This is a genomic window from Variovorax sp. Soil_C_26 (genome assembly GCF_057657075.1).
Genome location: NZ_JBDGJC010000003.1, coordinates 456,956 through 473,969 on the forward strand (window position 1 = coordinate 456,956; position 17,014 = coordinate 473,969).

Consider the following 17,014-nt stretch of genomic DNA (forward strand, 5'->3'; position numbering starts at 1 on the left):
GTGTTGCGCGATGATCGCGCAGCCGGTCGCATGATCGCACAGAGCCTCGCGCGGCGCACGCACGCCTGCCGGTGGACGCCCTACGCTCCTGGCATTCCACTGGAGACACGTACATGCGCACACAGGTCGCGATCATCGGCGCGGGCCCGGCTGGCCTGCTTCTCGGGCAGCTGCTGTTCAAGGCCGGCATCGACAACATCATCGTCGAGCGCCAGAGCGGCGACTACGTGCTCGGCCGCATCCGGGCCGGCGTGCTCGAACAGGTCACGATGGACCTGCTGGCACGGGCCGGGGTCGACGCGCGCGCCCACGCCGAAGGGCTGCCGCACGAAGGCATCGAGCTGTTGTTCAAGGGTGCGCGGCATCGCATCGACATGCACGGGCTCACGGGCGGCAAGCAGGTTACGGTGTACGGCCAGACCGAGGTCACGCGCGACCTGATGGCCGCCCGCGAGGCCGAAGGCCTGACCACCGTGTACAGCGCGGCCAACGTCAGCCTGCACGACTTCGACGCGGGCCAGCCGCGCGTTCGCTACGAAAAAGACGGCCAGCAGTACGAGATCGCCTGCGACTTCATTGCGGGCTGCGACGGCTACCACGGCGTGAGCCGCGCGAGCGTGCCGGCGGGCGCGATCCAGACCTACGAGAAGATCTACCCCTTCGGCTGGCTCGGCGTGCTCGCCGACGTGCCGCCGGTGTCGCACGAACTGATCTACGCCAACACCGAACGCGGCTTCGCGCTGTGCAGCATGCGCAGTGCCACGCGCTCGCGCTACTACGTGCAGGTGCCGACCGAGGAGCGGGTGGAGAACTGGAGCGACGAGGCGTTCTGGAACGAGCTGCGTGCGCGGCTCGATCCCGAAGCACGCGAGCGGCTGGTGACCGGCCCTTCGCTCGAGAAGAGCATCGCGCCGCTGCGCAGCTTCGTCGCCGAGCCGATGCGCTTCGGCAAGCTGTTCCTCGCCGGCGATGCGGCGCACATCGTGCCGCCGACCGGTGCCAAGGGGCTGAACCTCGCGACCGCGGACGTGGGCTACCTGTCGCGCGCCTTCGAGATCTTCTACGGCGAGAAATCGGCCTCGGCACTCGACCGCTATTCCGACCTCTGCCTGCGCCGCGTCTGGAAGGCCGAGCGCTTCTCGTGGTGGTTCACCTCGCTGATGCACCGCTTTCCCGAGACCGGCGCCTTCGGCCAGAAGATCCAGGAGGCCGAGCTCGACTACCTGGTGCATTCGCAGGCGGCCTCCACCGCGCTGGCGGAAAACTACGTCGGGCTGCCGCTCGAGGACTTCTAGGCGGGCGGGACGGCGGCGGTGCGCCCTTCGAGCGCAGCTTTCATGGCTGTGCAGCCGTCGACCATCATCGGCTCGATGTAGGCCACCATGGCATCGGGCAGCACGTCGGTGATCCAGACGAAGCGCGAACGACCCAGCCCTGCCTCGAACACCTGCGCCGACGCATGGTGGTGCGCGGCCTTCGTGCCGGTCACGGTGTAGGCCAGCCGGCGCTGCGCATCGTCGAGCCCGACCGGCACCTCGCGCGCGACGAGGCCGTTGGCAAAGCCGAGAATGCGCGCGCCCTCTGCATCGATGGTGCAGGCGGTGAGAAAACCCGGCGCGAGCCGCGTGTGCACCGCCTCGAAGTCGCGCAGCGCGTCCCAAACCTGGGCCGCATCGGCTTCGACGGTGAATTCCTTGTAGATCGTGGCCATGGTGCGGCTCGCTTCAGAGCCGCGCAAGGCGCGCGTTGTGGCCGCTCGTGGCGTGGTCAGCGGGCTTCAGTCGGATGGCGTGGTACATGAGATGGCTTCCTGTTCGATGGGTGGATCAGGCGGTCATCGTCGAGCAGTGCAGCGATCCGGTCTTGGAGAATCTTGCGGTCGCCGCGCGCGGCCTTGCGGAATCCGCTTGGCGACACACCCGCAGCACGGTGGAAGGTGCGCACGAAATTGCTCAGGTCGGCAAAGCCGACATCGAGCGCCACCTCGGTGATCGTGCGGTCTTCGCTATCGGCCAGCAGTCGCGCGGCATGGCGCAGTCGCGCACGCACGAGGTACTGGTGCGGCGTGACCCCAAGCACGCGCGAGAACAGCCGCAGGAAATGAAAGGCGCTCAGGCCCGCTTCGGCCGCGGCGCTGTCGAGCCCGATGTCACGGTGCGCGTGGGCATCGATCCACACCGCCGCGTCGACGGCGCGCCGGCGGTCCCGCGGTGCGGCGCTCTCGTCTCTGGCAACCTTCCTGCCGCCGCCAGAGACGACTTCGACGAAGCGGCGTGCGAACCAGATGCCGAGCTCGTCGAGCGCGGCGTCGACCTGTCCGTCGGCCGCAGCCTGCGCGAGCTCGCCGAGCACCATGAGTTCGGCCACCGGCGGCAAGCCGGCGGTGCGCCAGACGGTCCGGTCGCCACCGATCAGGTCGACGAAGCCGGGCGAGAAATGGAAAGCAAGGCACTCGTCGCCGCACGCATGGTGGTCGTGCGTGCAGACGTATTCGTCACCCGGGCAGCCCACCAGCACCGAGCCCGCGACGAGCTCGTAGGCCTGGCCGTGCGCGCGGTAGCCGAAGCTGCCGCGCCGCACATACGACACGGAATGGCCGGTGTGCATTTCAGCGAAGGCCTTGGCGCCCGGCCCCGCATCGCAGCTGTAGCGCGAGACGCGGATGCTGGCGGTCTGCAGCTCGTTGGTGACGCGCATGGTTCGGGACGCCGCCGGCTGCCGTGTGGGACGGCTGTCAGTCCACCGTGTGCATCGCCTGCCACACACGCGCCGGGCTCAGCGGCATGTGCAGGCGCGGCGCGCTAGATGCGAAGCCGTTGCGCGCGAACGCATCGGCCACCGCATTGACGATGGCGGGCGTGGCACCGATGGTGCCGAGCTCGCCCACGCCCTTCACGCCGAGCGGGTTGTTCGCGCATGGCGTCGATTCGTCCATTTCCATCTGGAACATCGCGCCGACGATGTCCGCGCGCGGGGCGGCGTAGTCCATCAGGCTGCCGGTGAGCGGCTGGCCGGTTTCCTCGTCGTACACCACCTGCTCGTACAGCGCCTGGCCGATACCCTGCACCGCGCCGCCTTCGAGCTGGCCGCGTACGATCATCGGGTTGATGACGCGGCCGACGTCATTGACCGAGCTGTAGGCCACGACGCTGATCTCACCCGTGGGTGGATCGATCTCGATCTCGCAGATGTGGCAGCCGTTGGGCCAGGTCGGGCCGGCGACGCTGCTGGTCGAATCGACGAAGATCTCGCGCCCGGGTTGCCGGCCCGCGAGCGTGAACAGGTCGAGCGAGAGATCGGTACCGGCCACGCTGAAGGCACCGCGGCTGTAGGTGACGTCGTCGATGGCGGCTTCGAATTCCTGCGCCGCGAGTTCGCGCGCGCGGTCGATGGTGCGTTCGGCGCCGATGCGCACCGCCGAGCCGCCCGTGAAGAGCGAGCGCGATCCGGCGCTGCCGAAGCCGTCGCCGCGGTCGGTGTCGCCGAGCACCACGCGCACCTTCTCGATCGGCACGCCGAAGGCATCGACCGCAAGCTGCGCCAGCGAGGTCGCGATGCCCTGGCCCATCGCGTTAACGGCAGAGAACACCTCGATCACGCCGTCGGCCTGCACCGATACGGTGACGCGCTCCTCGAACACGTTGCCGCCAGTCCATTCGAGAAAGGTGGCGATGCCGAGGCCGCGGTGCATGCCGCGCCGCGCCGATTCGACCGCCCGATCCTCGAAGCCGCTCCAGTCGGCCAGCGCCAGCGCCTGGTCCATCACCGATTCGAACTTGCCGGTGTCGTAGGTCTGCGCCATCGGATTCCTGTAAGGCATCTGCTCGGGGCGGATGAAGTTGCGCCGGCGCAGCGCGATGCGGTCGATGCCGGTCTGGCGCGCGGCCTCGTCCATCAGCCGCTCGATCGTGAAGATCGCCTCGGGGCGGCCGGCACCGCGGTAAGCCCCCGTCGGGGCGGTGTTCGTCAGCACCGCCTTGAAGTGGAAATCGATGGTCTGGATGTCGTAGACGCTGGTCTGCACCCAGGGACCGATCAGTAGCTGGATCGCGACGCCGGTGCCGGTGGCATAGGCGCCGACGTTGGCCAGCGTGCGGATGCGCAGCGCGAGGATGCGGCCTTCGGTGTCGAGCGCGAGTTCGGCCCGGGCCTGGATGTCGCGCCCGTGCGCGCTCGAAAGAAACTCCTCGCTGCGGTCGGCGACCCACTTCACGGGGCGGCCGGTCTGGAGCGCGGCGAACGCGACCGCGACGTCTTCGGGGTAGGCGCCGGTCTTCATGCCGAAGCCGCCGCCGACGTCGCCGACCACCACGCGCACCTTCTCCTTGGCAAGGCCGAGGGCGCCGCAGATCGTGTCACGCACCCCCGAGGGCATCTGGGTGCTCATGCGAACCGTCAGCCGGCCGGTCTGGGCGTCGGGCGCGGCGAGCACGGATCGCGGTTCGATGGTGAGCGCGACCACGCGCTGGTTGACCACGTCGAGACCCACCACGTGCGCCGCCTCGGCGAAAGCGGCCGCGGCGGCATCGCTGCTGCCATGGCGCATTTCCGCGGCAACGTTACCGGTGGCCTCCTCGCACAGCAGCGGCGCGCCCTCGGCGCTGGCGCTGGCAAGATCGACCACCATCGGCAGCGGCTCGTAGTCGACCACGACCGCTTCTGCCGCATCGCGCGCCTCGCGCAACGACTCTGCCACCACCGCCGCCACGGCCTCGCCGACGAAGCGGGCCCGTTCATGCGCCATGGCCCGGCGCGGTGGGCTGGCGCAGTCGCTGCCGTCGGCGCGCTTGAAGCCCGCGGCGCCCGGCATCGGCTGGACGCCGGCCTCGGCGAGTTCGGCCCCGGTGAACACGCGCAGAACGCCCGGCATGGCTGCGGCAGCGGCCGTGTCGATCGACACGATGCGCGCATGTGGATAGGGCGAGCGAAGGAACACGAGGTGCGACTGGCCGGGCAGCGTGACGTCGTCCGTGTAGCGGCCGGCACCGGCCAACAGGCTTTCGTCTTCTAGGCGGCGGACCGCGTGGCCGCTGCCGAAGCGCGTGGGATGGGATTCAGTGGTCAACGTGGTCCTCTTGGCTGCCGCGCAGGTCTGGGCGGTTGGCTGGCATCTGGGTGCAGTGGAGGCTGCACTATATGGGCTTCGGATAGTCGCGCACGATTGGGTGGACAACCTAGAACGAACGTAGAACGATGGCCGCAATCGTTTGCTGCCTGCCTCGAAGGCGGCATTTTCCCCTCTGCGCCTGAAACCCGTGCGAAGCCGTGTATATCTACGGGCATGCAACAACTGCCATGGCTCGAACCCGGCGATGCACTGCCCGATCCCGCATCGGCCTGGGGTGCGACCGACCCCGTCCCCGGCTTGCTCGCCGCCGGCGGCGCGCTCGACGTCGACACGCTGGTGCAGGCGTACGGCCGCTGCGTGTTCCCCTGGTTCAGCGACGACCAGCCGATCCTCTGGTGGAGCCCCGACCCGCGCATGGTGCTGCAGGTGGCCGACTTCAAGCTGCACCGGTCGCTGCGCAAGACGCTGGCGCGGTTCGCGCAGACGCCCGGCTGCGAGATCCGCATCGACCACGATTTCGCGGCCGTGATCCAGGCCTGCTCACAGGCGCCGCGCGTGGGCCAGTCGGGCACCTGGATCGTTCCCGACATGGTGCAGGCCTACATCGGGCTGCACCGGGCCGGGCACGCGCACAGTGTGGAAACCTGGATCGACGGCGAGCTCGCGGGCGGCCTCTACTGCGTGGCGCTCGGGCGTGCGGTGTTCGGCGAATCGATGTTCACGCGCCGCCCCGATGCGTCGAAGATCGCGCTCGCGGCGCTGGTGAGCCTGTGCCGCCGCTTCGAAGTCCAGATGATCGACTGCCAGCAGAATACGTCGCACCTCGCGAGCCTGGGTGCGCGCGAAATGACCCGCCAGCGCTTCGTGGCGCACGTGGCACGGGCACGTCAACAGCAGGGCCCACGATGGCTTTTCGAGCCCGTATACTGGGCAGAACTCCTTTCCGCACGACCCTCCGGAACGCCGTGACGCACCTCAAGGATCTCCCGCTTCACACGCTGCAGTTCTACGCGACGGCGCCCTACCCCTGCAGCTACCTGCCCGACCGGCAGGCCCGCTCGCAGGTGGCCACGCCCAGCCACCTGATCCACAACGACGCCTACTCCGACTTGGTGCTGAGCGGCTTCCGGCGCAGCGGCATGTTCACCTATCGGCCATATTGCGACGGATGCAGGGCCTGCATCCCGCTGCGCGTGCGGGTCGACGACTTCCGCGCGAGCCGCAGCCAGCGGCGCGCCGTCAAGCAGCACCAGAACCTGCAGGCGCGGGTGCTCAAGCTGTGCTTCGTGCCCGAGCACTACCAGCTCTACCTTCGCTACCAGAACGGCCGCCACGCCGGCGGCGGCATGGACCACGACAGCATCGACCAGTACACCCAGTTCCTGCTGCAGAGCCGCGTCAATTCGAGGCTTGTCGAATTCCGCGAGCTGTCGCCCGACGGCAGCGTGGGTGCGCTCCGGATGGTGTCGATCCTCGATGTGCTGAACGACGGCATCTCCGCGGTCTACACCTTCTACGAACCCGAGAACCGCGCCGCCCGGTCCACCGCCTACGGCACCTTCAGCGTGATGTGGCAGATCGAGCAGGCACGTAAGTTGGGCCTGCCCCACGTCTATCTCGGCTACTGGATCGAGGGCAGCGCCAAGATGAACTACAAGGCGCGCTTCGCACCGCACGAGCTGCTGATCGACGGACAGTGGCAAGCGCCTTCTGATTTCACAAGGTAAAATGGCGCCCGGTCCACACCGCATCGCGCCATGAGAAAAAACCAAACCGACGCTCCTGCCGTTCCAGTCATCCAGGTGATCGAGCGCATGTTCGCGCTGATCGACGTGCTCGCCTCGCGCGAGGAGGCCATTTCGCTGAAGGAAATCAGCGAAAAAACGGGCCTGCACCCCTCCACCACGCACCGGATCCTCAACGACCTCGCGGTCGGCCGCTTCGTCGACCGCCCCGAGGCAGGCAGCTACCGCCTCGGCATGCGGCTGCTCGAGCTCGGCAACCTCGTCAAAGGCCGGCTCAACGTGCGCGACGCGGCACTCGGCCCGATGCGCGAGCTGCACAAGATCACCCAGCAGCCGGTGAACCTCAGCATGCGCCAGGGCGACGAGATCGTCTACATCGAGCGCTCGTACAGCGAACGCTCGGGCATGCAGGTGGTCCGCGCCATCGGTGGGCGGGCAGCCTTGCATCTCACCTCGACCGGCAAGCTGTTTCTTGCAGCCGACGATCCGCAGCGCGTGCGCAGCTACGCCACGCGCACCGGCCTGTCGGGCCACACGCGCAACAGCATCACGCAGCTGCCCGCGCTCGAACGCGAGCTGTCGAAGGCGCGCCAGTACGGCATCGCGCGCGACAACGAAGAATTGGAACTGGGCGTGCGCTGCATGGCCGCCGGCATCTACGACGACCAGGGCAAGCTGGTCGCGGGGCTGTCGATTTCCGCCCCCGCCGACCGGCTCGACGAGGGATGGCTGCCCAAGCTGCAGGCCACCGCGCACGAGATCTCGGAAGCACTGGGCTACAAGAGCACCGACGCGGCCAACGGACCTTCGATCGGCGGCGGCACCGGCTCTTCAGCCGTCGCCTGAGCCTCCGCGCGCGGCCGCAGCCGCGCCGGGACGCCGGCAACGATCAGCCGGCGGCCTGGAGGATGTGCGCGTTGCGCGAAGCAGCGGGCGTGCTCGAGGCTTGCGTGGCCTCGACCCAGCGGCGCACGCGCTCGGCATCGGAGATGCGGCTGAACTTGCCGGCCGAATCCAGGAACACCATGATCAGCTTGCGCCCCGCCACCTTGGCCTGCATCACGAGGCACTGGCCGGCCTCGGAGATGTAGCCCGTCTTCTGCAGGCCAATGTCCCAGTCGGGGCTCTTCACCAGGCGATTGGTGGTGTTGTACTGCAGCACGCGGTTGCCGACCTCGACCTGGTACTCGGGCGAAGTCGAGAGCGCGCGCACCGTCGCATCGGCGTAGGCGGCGCTGACGAGCAGCGCCAGGTCCTGGGCGCTCGCCTGGTTGCGGCTCGACAGGCCCGTGGGCTCGACGTAGCGCGTGTCCTTCATGCCGAGCATCTTCGCCTTGGCGTTCATCACGCTAACGAAGGTCGCGAGGCCGCCCGGGTAGGTTCGGCCCAGGGCGTGCGCCGCCCGGTTCTCGCTCGACATCAGCGCCAGATGAAGCAGTTCGCCGCGCGTGAGCGTGGTGCCGACGGTAAGGCGCGAGCGGCTCCACTTTTCGGTATCGACGTCGTCCTGGGTGATGGTGATCAGTTCGTCGTTCGGCAGATGGGCTTCGCTGATCAGCAGGCCGGTCATGAGCTTCGTGAGCGACGCGATCGGGAGCACGGCATGGTCGTTCTTGCTGAACAGCACTTCATGGGTGTCCTGGTCGATCACGAGCGCCACGCTCGACTTCAGGTCGAGCGCGTCCTCGACGCTGTGCAGGCCGGCCAGCTGGCCGAAGGACTGGCGTGCGGGCGTTTCGACACGGACCAGCGAGCGGCGCTGCACGGCCACCACGGTCTTGCCGTTCTTCTTGCGGATGCTGGCGACCACGTTGCGGCCGCCACGAACGACTTTCTCGCTGCGGCTCTTGGCGCCACGCGACGCCTTGGCAGACTTGACTTGTGCCGGTGCCGCGCCGCGGGCCTTCTTGGCCACGGCGGTCTTGGCGGCAACCGTTTTTTCCTTCTTGGCGGCCTGCGCACCGGACAGCAAAAACGCCGTGGCGCAGAACGCGACGGCGAGGGCTTTGACGGCGGGCAGGAACCGCTGGCTGGAAACTCGGCGGAGACGGGCTTCAGGCATTGGGAATATCTCCAGCGGCGAAATGAGAACCGCAGTGTATCGAAATCAAAAAAGACACGCAATATCAGTTACTTGCATCCTTTTCTTCATTCGACATCAAGGACGACCCGTAAACCTAGCCCTGCGCAGACACTTTCTCAGCTTGGCTCTGTAACTTGTTGAGCGCGCTCAAATAAGCTTTGGCAGATGCGACGACGATGTCGGGGTCTGCCCCAACGCCATTCACCACTCGGCCCGCATTTTGTAACCGAACTGTAACTTCTCCTTGGCTTTCTGTCGAGCCACTGATCGCATTGACCGAGTAAAGCACCATCTCCGCGCCACTGCGGACATGCGATTCGATCGCCTTGAGCGATGCATCGACCGGGCCGTTGCCATCGGATTCGCCGGTGACTTCCTTGCCCTGGACCGTGAAGACGACCCTTGCGTGCGGACGTTCGCCGGTCTCGGAGTGCTGCGCGAGCGAGACGAAAGCAAACTGCTCGCCAACGTTCGACAGTTCCTCCGCGCTGACGAGCGCGAGGATGTCTTCATCGAAGATCTCGGACTTGCGGTCGGCCAGCTCCTTGAAGCGCAGGAAGGCGGCGTTGATGTCGGCCTCGCTCTGCATCGTCACGCCGAGGTCCTGCAGGCGCTGCTTGAAGGCGTTGCGCCCGCTGAGCTTGCCCAGCACGATCTTGTTGGCGGTCCAGCCCACGTCTTCCGCCCGCATGATCTCGTAGGTGTCGCGTGCCTTGAGCACGCCGTCTTGGTGGATGCCCGAGGCGTGCGCGAAGGCGTTGGCGCCCACCACGGCCTTGTTGGGCTGCACCACGAAGCCGGTGGTCTGGCTCACCATGCGGCTCGCGGCCACGATGTGCTGGGTGTCGATGTTGAGCGAAAGACCAAAGTAGTCCTTGCGCGTCTTCACGGCCATCACGATCTCCTCGAGCGAGCAGTTGCCTGCGCGTTCGCCGAGGCCGTTGATCGTGCATTCGACCTGCCGCGCACCGCCGATCTTCACGCCGGCCAGCGAGTTGGCCACCGCCATGCCGAGATCGTTGTGGCAATGCACCGACCAGATCGCCTTGTCGCTGTTGGGAACGCGCTCGCGCAGCATCTTGATGAAGTTGCCGTAGAGCTCGGGAATCGCGTAGCCGACGGTGTCGGGCACGTTGATGGTGGTGGCACCTTCGTTGATCACGGTCTCGAGCACGCGGCAGAGAAAATCGGGATCGCTGCGGTAGCCGTCCTCAGGGCTGAACTCGACGTCGGCCACCTGGTTGCGCGCGAACCGCACCGCGAGACGCGCCTGCTCGTGCACCTCGTCGGGCGACATGCGCAGCTTCTTTTCCATGTGCAGCGCCGAGGTCGCAATGAAGGTGTGGATGCGGCCGCGCGCCGCGCCCTTCAGCGCCTCGGCCGCACGCGCGATGTCACGGTCATTGGCGCGCGACAGGCCGCACACGGTGGCGTCCTTGATCGCATTGGCAATCGCCTTCACGGCTTCGAAATCGCCGTTCGAGCTGGCCGGGAATCCGGCCTCGATCACGTCGACCTTGAGCCGCTCGAGCTGCTTGGCGATGCGCATCTTCTCGTCGCGCGTCATCGAGGCGCCGGGAGACTGCTCGCCGTCGCGCAAGGTGGTGTCGAAAATAATGAGCTGGTCGGTCATCGTGGATCTCCTTCTTCGTTCATTGGCACCTTGCGCGGACGGCGGTGGTCGCGTCAGGCGAGCTCAACCGCCGATTGTGCGCTGTGCGCGCCGCGCCCGCGTGCCCGCCGCACGCCCGAGACGATGGCCTTGAGCGAGGCCGAAATCACGTTGGCGTCGATGCCCACGCCGAACAGCGTCTGCGACTCGTCCACGCGCAGTTCGAGGTAGGCCACCGACTTGGCATCGGCACCCGCACCGATCGCATGCTGGTGGTAATCCATCACGCGCACCGTGTGGCCGGTGGCCTGGCTCAGCGCCTGCGTGAAGGCGTCGATCGGACCGTTGCCCCGCCCTTCGATCGCAAGGGTCTCGCCGTCCCACGGCAAGTCGCCGCGCAAGACGACCGAGGCGCCCTCGCCTTCCTCCTCGATCACGCGGTGCTGCAGCGAGCGTGCCGTCTCGATGCCGTATTCGCGCACGAACAGCTGCCAGAGGTCGGCCGCCGTGAGTTCCTTGCCCCCGACGTCCATCGCGCGCTGCACCACCTGCATGAACTCCATCTGCAGGCGGCGGGGCATCTCGAGCCCGTACTCGCTCTCGAGCAAATAGGCCATGCCGCCCTTGCCCGACTGGCTGTTCACGCGGATCACCGCCTCGTAGCTGCGGCCTACGTCCTTGGGATCGATGGGCAGGTAGGGCATGTCCCAGATGTCGCCCTCCTTGCGCGCGGCGAAGGCCTTCTTGATCGCGTCCTGGTGCGAGCCCGAGAACGAGGTGTAGACCAGGTCGCCCACATACGGATGGCGCGGATGCACCGGGATCTGGTTGCAGTGCTCGACCGTCGCGCGGATCTCGTCGATGTTCGAGAAGTCGAGGTTCGGCGACACGCCCTGCGTGTAGAGGTTGAGCGCCACGTTCACGAGGTCGAGGTTGCCGGTGCGCTCGCCGTTGCCGAACAGGCAGCCTTCGATGCGCTCGGCACCCGCCATCAGCGCCAGTTCGCCGGCGGCCGTGCCGGTGCCGCGGTCGTTGTGCGGATGCACGCACAGCACGATGGAGTCGCGGCGCGCGAGGTGGCGGTGCATCCACTCGATCATGTCGGCAAAGATGTTCGGCGTGGAATGCTCGACCGTGGTGGGCAGGTTGACGATGCATTTGCGCTCGGGCGTCGGCGCCCAGACCTCGGTCACCGCATCGACCACGCGCTTGGAGAACACCACGTCGGTGCCCGAGAACATCTCGGGCGAGTACTGGAAGGTCCACTGCGTGCCCGGCTGCATCGCGGCAAAGTCGTTGAACATGCGCGCATGGCTGCTCGCGAGCTCGACGATCTGGTCTTCGTCCATGCCGAGCACCACGCGGCGCATCACGGGCGCCACGGCGTTGTAGAGGTGGACGATCGCGCGCGGCGCGCCCTTGAGCGATTCGAAGGTGCGCTCAATGAGGTGGTCGCGCGCCTGCGTGAGCACCTGGACCGTGACGTCGTCGGGGATCCGGTCTTCCTCGATCAGCTTGCGGACGAAGTCGAACTCGACCTGCGAGGCGGAGGGAAAGCCGACTTCGATTTCCTTGAAGCCGATTGCCACGAGCGTCTCGAACATGCGCATCTTGCGCGCGATGTCCATTGGCTCGACCAACGCCTGGTTGCCATCGCGCAGGTCGGTCGACAGCCAGATCGGGGCCTTGGTCAGCACGGCATCGGGCCAGGTGCGGTCCTTGAGGCCGATCGGGGCGAATGCGCGGTATTTGGCTTGAGGTTGCTTGAGCATGTCGATTTCTCTGTGATGGTTGGCGATCAACCAGCAACCCCAAATGACGAACGGCCCGTTGCTGGTGCGAACGGGCCGTGGTGAGGGATTTGCGCGTGCGCTACCGTCTCCGCCCGTGAGGGAGGGCTAGTAGGGCCAGCAGCGAAATCTTGGTCATGAGGATTGTGAATGTAGCACAAGCCTGCATCAGTTATGCAAGCCGCGCTCGTCGGGCTCTTCGGTCGACGTGCTGATGACGCTCGCCGGCTGCCCCTTGGCCTTGCGCCACGCATAGACCGCGTAGCCGCTCAGGCCGTAGGCCACGAACAGCCCGAACAGCACCGTCGGCGGGTGGATGTTGATGACGGCAATGCCGAGCGCGATGAGGACGATCACCGCGAAGGGCACGCTCTTCTTCATCTGGATGTCCTTGAAGCTGTAGAACGGCGCGTTGGTCACCATCGACAGGCCGGCATAGAGCGTGAAGGCAAAGGTGATCCAGGTGATCTGGGTCCACGAGAGGTACAGCACCTCGCCGCCGCGCTTGCCCCATTCGGTCATGAGCCAGATGAAGCCGGCCACCAGCGCGGCCGCCGCAGGCGACGGAAGCCCCTGGAACCACCGCTTGTCGACCACGCCGGTGTTGACGTTGAATCGCGCGAGCCGCAGCGCCGCGCAGGCGCAATACACGAAGGCCGCGATCCAGCCCCAGCGGCCCAGCCCCTTGAGCGACCACTCGTACGCGATCAGCGCAGGCGCCGCGCCGAACGACACCATGTCGGAGAGCGAATCCATCTGCTCGCCGAACGCGCTCTGCGTGTTGGTCATGCGCGCCACGCGGCCATCGAGGCTGTCGAGGATCATCGCGGCAAACACGCCGAGCGCCGCGAGGTCGAATCGCGCGTTCATCGCCATCACAACCGAATAGAAACCCCCGAACAACGCTGCGAGCGTGAACAGGTTCGGCAGGATGTAGATGCCTTTGCGCCGCTTCTTCGGCTCGATGGGCATCAGGGGCGTGTCGTCATGCATGGGGGCAAAGTGTAGTTCAGCGTTACCGGGCACTCCGTCCCCCAAAAAGAAAAAGGCCATCGAGAAAACTCGACAGCCTTTGTGCCCCCTCGAGGGGGTGGCGGACCTGCGAAGCAGGATACCCTGGGGGTGGGCTTAATTCCGGGTCTGGTCCACGAGCTTGTTCTTCTTGATCCAGGGCATCATGGCGCGCAGCTTCTCGCCGACCACCTCGATCTGGTGCTCGGCATTCAGGCGGCGGCGGCTGATCAGCGCAGGCTGGCCGGCGGCGGCTTCGAGCACGAAGCTCTTGGCGTACTCGCCGGTCTGGATGTCCTTCAGCACCTGCTTCATGACCTTCTTGGTCTCGTCGGTCACGATGCGCGGGCCCGTGACGTACTCGCCGTACTCGGCATTGTTCGAGATCGAGTAGTTCATGTTGGCGATGCCGCCTTCGTAGATCAGGTCCACGATGAGCTTGAGCTCGTGCAGGCATTCGAAGTACGCCATCTCGGGCGCGTAGCCGGCTTCCACCAGCGTCTCGAAACCCGCCTTGATCAGTTCGACCGTGCCGCCGCACAGCACGGCCTGCTCGCCGAACAGGTCGGTTTCGGTCTCTTCGCGGAAGTTGGTCTCGATGATGCCGGCCTTGCCGCCGCCGTTGGCCGTGGCGTAGCTCAGTGCGAGGTCGCGGGCCTTGCCGCTCTTGTCCTGGTGCACGGCCACGAGGTGGGGCACGCCGCCACCCTGGGTGTAGGTGCTGCGCACGGTGTGGCCCGGCGCCTTGGGAGCGACCATCCACACGTCGAGGTCGGCGCGCGGCTGCACGAAGCCGTAGTGCACGTTGAAGCCGTGCGCGAAGACCAGCGAAGCGCCTTCCTTGATGTGCGGGGCCACATCGTTCTTGTAGACGTTGGCGATCTGCTCGTCGGGCAGCAGGATCATGACCACGTCTGCCGACTTCACCGCATCGGCGACTTCGGCAACCTGCAGGCCGGCCTTGCCGACCTTGTCCCACGACGCGCCTCCCTTGCGCAGGCCGACCACGACCTTCACGCCGCTGTCGTTCAGGTTCTGCGCGTGCGCGTGGCCCTGCGAGCCGTAGCCGATGATGGCGACCGTCTTGCCCTTGATGAGGCTGAGGTCGGCGTCCTTGTCGTAGTAAACCTTCATGATGTTCTCCAGATAGATGTGCGGGTTGCAGTGTGTTGTTGTGCCGTTCGTCCTGAGCCTGTCGAAGGGCTCAATGCAGTCCCCGCTCGCGCGGGGGCTTCGACAAGCTCAGCCCGAACGGGCAGCGACCGAGCTCCGTTTTGCCATGGGTCAGACCCGCAGGATGCGCTCGCCGCGCCCGATGCCGCTCGCGCCGGTGCGAACGGTCTCGAGGATAGCGCTGCGGTCGATCGCCTCCAGGAAGGCGTCGTTCTTGCCGTGGTCGCCGGTGAGCTCGATCGTGTAGCTCTTGTCGGTCACGTCGATGATGCGGCCGCGGAAGATCTCGGCCATGCGCATCATCTCCTCGCGCTCCTTGCCGACCGCACGCACCTTCACCATCATGAGCTCGCGCTCGGTGTAGGCGCCTTCGGTCAGGTCGACAACCTTGACCACTTCGATCAGGCGGTTGAGGTGCTTGGTGATCTGCTCGATCACGTCGTCGGAGCCGGCGGTGACGATGGTCATGCGCGACAGGCTCGCATCCTCGGTGGGTGCGACGGTCAGCGATTCGATGTTGTAGCCACGGGCCGAGAACAGGCCCACCACGCGGGAAAGAGCACCGGGCTCGTTTTCCAGCAGCACTGCAATGATGTGTTTCATGTTTGCGTGACTCCTCTTCTCGCCGCCCTCCCCCGCGCACGGTAATGCGCGGGCTCGACGGACAATAGATTCGTCAGTAAAAAGTTAAGCGAATGCGCCGAGGATCAGAGATCTTCGGAGCCCAACAGCATCTCGGTGATGCCCATGCCGGCCTTGACCATCGGGAACACGTTCTCGGTGGGGTCGGTGCGGAAATCCATGAACACCGTGCGGTCCTTGAGCTTGCGCGCCTCGCGCAGCGCCGGCTCCACGTCTTGTGGACGCTCGATCAGCATGCCGACGTGGCCATAGGCCTCGGCGAGCTTCACGAAATTGGGCAGCGCATCCATGTAGCTGTGGCTGTAGCGGCCGGAGTATTCGATCTCCTGCCACTGGCGCACCATGCCCAGGTAGCGGTTGTTGAGCGAGCAGATCTTGATCGGCGTGTTGTACTGCAGGCAGGTGGAAAGCTCCTGGATGCACATCTGCACCGAGCCCTCCCCGGTGATGGTGAACACTTCCGAATCGGGCTTCGCGAGCTTGATGCCCATGGCGTACGGAATGCCCACACCCATCGTGCCCAGGCCGCCCGAATTGATCCAGCGGCGCGGCTCGTCGAAGCGGTAGTACTGTGCGGCCCACATCTGGTGCTGGCCCACGTCGGACGTGATGTAGGTGTCCGCGTCCTTGGTCATGTTCCACAGCGTCTCGACGACGAACTGCGGCTTGATCACGTCCTTGTTGTTGCGGTCGTACTTGAGGCAGTCGCGGTCGCGCCAGGCCTCGATGGTCTTCCACCAGTCGGCCAGCGCGCCGGCATCGGGTTTGGTGGTGCTTTCGCGGATCATCGAGATCAGCTCGGTGAGCACGTCCTTCACGTCGCCGACGATCGGGATGTCGACCTTCACGCGCTTGGAGATGCTCGACGGATCGATGTCGACGTGGATGATCTTGCGCTCGTTCTGCGCGAAGTGCTTCGGGTTGCCGATCACGCGGTCGTCGAAGCGCGCGCCCACGGCGAGCAGCACGTCGCAGTTCTGCATCGCGTTGTTGGCTTCGATGGTGCCGTGCATGCCCAGCATGCCCAGGAACTTGCGGTCGCTCGCGGGATAGGCGCCCAGGCCCATCAGCGTGTTGGTAACCGGGTAGCCGAGCATGTCGACCAGCGTACGAAGCTCGTTGCAGGCGTTGCCCAGCAGCACGCCGCCACCCGTGTAGATATACGGGCGTTTGGCGTTCAAGAGCAGCTGTAGCGCCTTGCGGATCTGGCCGCCGTGGCCCTTGCGCACGGGGTTGTACGAACGCATCTCGACCTTGTCGGGATAGCCGGTGTAGACCACTTTCTTGAAGGAAACGTCCTTCGGCACGTCCACCACCACCGGGCCGGGCCGGCCGCTGCGTGCGATATGGAAGGCCTTCTTCATCGTCAGCGCGAGGTCCTTCGGGTCCTTGACGAGGAAGTTGTGCTTCACGATCGGCCGCGTGATGCCCACGGTGTCGCATTCCTGGAAGGCGTCGAGGCCGATGGCCGCGGTCGGCACCTGCCCCGAGATGATCACCATCGGGATCGAGTCCATGTAGGCGGTGGCGATGCCGGTGACCGCATTGGTCAGGCCCGGGCCCGAGGTGACCAGCGCCACGCCCACGTCGCCCGTGGCGCGCGCATAGCCGTCGGCGGCATGGACGGCGGCCTGCTCGTGGCGCACCAGCACGTGCTGGATCGTGTCCTGCTTGTAGAACGCGTCGTAGATGTAGAGAACGGCGCCGCCGGGGTAACCCCAGACGTACTGAACGCCTTCGGCCTGCAGTGCCTTGACCAGCACTTCAGCGCCCATGAGTTCTTGCGGTGCGTTGCCGGCGCCGGAGGACGCGGCGGCTGCGGAGAGAATTTCCGCCTTGGAGATTTCCATGATGAACCTTTGTCTATTTCGGGAACGAAATACCTTGGGT

The 17,014-nt window shown here is 66.2% G+C and carries 14 protein-coding genes; 4 read left to right on the plus strand and 10 right to left on the minus strand.

The window, feature by feature from the left end; all coding sequences use genetic code 11:
• The first annotated feature begins 113 nt into the window (after positions 1–113).
• Entirely contained in the window at positions 114–1,295 is a 1,182-nt protein-coding gene (pobA, locus tag AC3A6G_RS11605) for a 4-hydroxybenzoate 3-monooxygenase (RefSeq protein ID WP_487858929.1), read from the plus strand.
• Here pobA and AC3A6G_RS11610 read toward each other — a convergent pair.
• From AC3A6G_RS11610 to AC3A6G_RS11620, 3 genes are read right to left on the minus strand one after another with little or no spacing between them, the layout of a single operon-like run.
• Positions 1,292–1,711, minus strand: a complete 420-nt coding sequence (locus tag AC3A6G_RS11610) for an SRPBCC family protein (protein WP_487863778.1) — start codon at positions 1,709–1,711, stop codon at positions 1,292–1,294. The genes pobA and AC3A6G_RS11610 overlap by 4 nt on opposite strands.
• A 56-nt stretch (positions 1,712–1,767) precedes the next feature.
• Positions 1,768–2,697, minus strand: coding sequence for a helix-turn-helix transcriptional regulator (locus tag AC3A6G_RS11615; RefSeq protein WP_487858927.1), 930 nt, complete (start codon positions 2,695–2,697; stop codon positions 1,768–1,770).
• A gap of 37 nt (positions 2,698–2,734) precedes the next feature.
• Positions 2,735–5,065 (minus strand): xanthine dehydrogenase family protein molybdopterin-binding subunit, encoded by a 2,331-nt coding sequence (locus AC3A6G_RS11620; protein WP_487873675.1) that lies wholly within the window; start codon positions 5,063–5,065, stop codon positions 2,735–2,737.
• A 216-nt stretch (positions 5,066–5,281) separates the two neighbouring features.
• Between AC3A6G_RS11620 and aat the strand changes: the two genes are divergently transcribed.
• From aat to AC3A6G_RS11635, 3 genes are read left to right on the plus strand one after another with little or no spacing between them, the layout of a single operon-like run.
• Positions 5,282–6,037: a leucyl/phenylalanyl-tRNA--protein transferase gene (gene aat, locus AC3A6G_RS11625; protein ID WP_487873676.1), complete on the plus strand. Its 756-nt coding sequence runs from the start codon at positions 5,282–5,284 to the stop codon at positions 6,035–6,037.
• Positions 6,034–6,795, plus strand: coding sequence for an arginyltransferase (locus tag AC3A6G_RS11630; protein WP_487858924.1), 762 nt, complete (start codon positions 6,034–6,036; stop codon positions 6,793–6,795). Before aat ends, AC3A6G_RS11630 begins: the two co-directional genes overlap by 4 nt.
• Positions 6,796–6,825: 30 nt before the next feature.
• Positions 6,826–7,659, plus strand: coding sequence for an IclR family transcriptional regulator (locus tag AC3A6G_RS11635; protein ID WP_487858923.1), 834 nt, complete (start codon positions 6,826–6,828; stop codon positions 7,657–7,659).
• A gap of 43 nt (positions 7,660–7,702) precedes the next feature.
• On the opposite strand, the gene AC3A6G_RS11640 is transcribed toward AC3A6G_RS11635, so the two are convergent.
• The 7 genes from AC3A6G_RS11640 to AC3A6G_RS11670 form a co-directional block, all read right to left on the minus strand.
• Positions 7,703–8,875: a serine hydrolase gene (locus AC3A6G_RS11640; RefSeq protein WP_487858922.1), complete on the minus strand. Its 1,173-nt coding sequence runs from the start codon at positions 8,873–8,875 to the stop codon at positions 7,703–7,705.
• A 115-nt stretch (positions 8,876–8,990) separates the two neighbouring features.
• Positions 8,991–10,529 (minus strand): 2-isopropylmalate synthase, encoded by a 1,539-nt coding sequence (locus AC3A6G_RS11645; protein WP_487858921.1) that lies wholly within the window; start codon positions 10,527–10,529, stop codon positions 8,991–8,993.
• 53 nt (positions 10,530–10,582) lie between these two features.
• Positions 10,583–12,280, minus strand: coding sequence for a 2-isopropylmalate synthase (gene leuA / locus AC3A6G_RS11650; protein WP_487873677.1), 1,698 nt, complete (start codon positions 12,278–12,280; stop codon positions 10,583–10,585).
• Between the two features lie 186 nt (positions 12,281–12,466).
• Positions 12,467–13,291, minus strand: a complete 825-nt coding sequence (gene pssA, locus AC3A6G_RS11655; RefSeq protein ID WP_487858919.1) for a CDP-diacylglycerol--serine O-phosphatidyltransferase — start codon at positions 13,289–13,291, stop codon at positions 12,467–12,469.
• 135 nt (positions 13,292–13,426) lie between these two features.
• On the minus strand, positions 13,427–14,443 hold the full coding sequence (ilvC, locus tag AC3A6G_RS11660; RefSeq protein WP_487858918.1) for a ketol-acid reductoisomerase: 1,017 nt from the start codon (positions 14,441–14,443) through the stop codon (positions 13,427–13,429).
• Positions 14,444–14,593: 150 nt separating this feature from the next.
• A complete protein-coding gene (gene ilvN, locus AC3A6G_RS11665; RefSeq protein ID WP_012747479.1) occupies positions 14,594–15,085 on the minus strand; it encodes an acetolactate synthase small subunit in 492 nt (163 codons plus the stop codon).
• A 104-nt stretch (positions 15,086–15,189) separates the two neighbouring features.
• A complete protein-coding gene (locus AC3A6G_RS11670) occupies positions 15,190–16,974 on the minus strand; it encodes an acetolactate synthase 3 catalytic subunit (RefSeq protein WP_487863773.1) in 1,785 nt (594 codons plus the stop codon).
• Between the last annotated feature and the right edge of the window lie 40 nt (positions 16,975–17,014).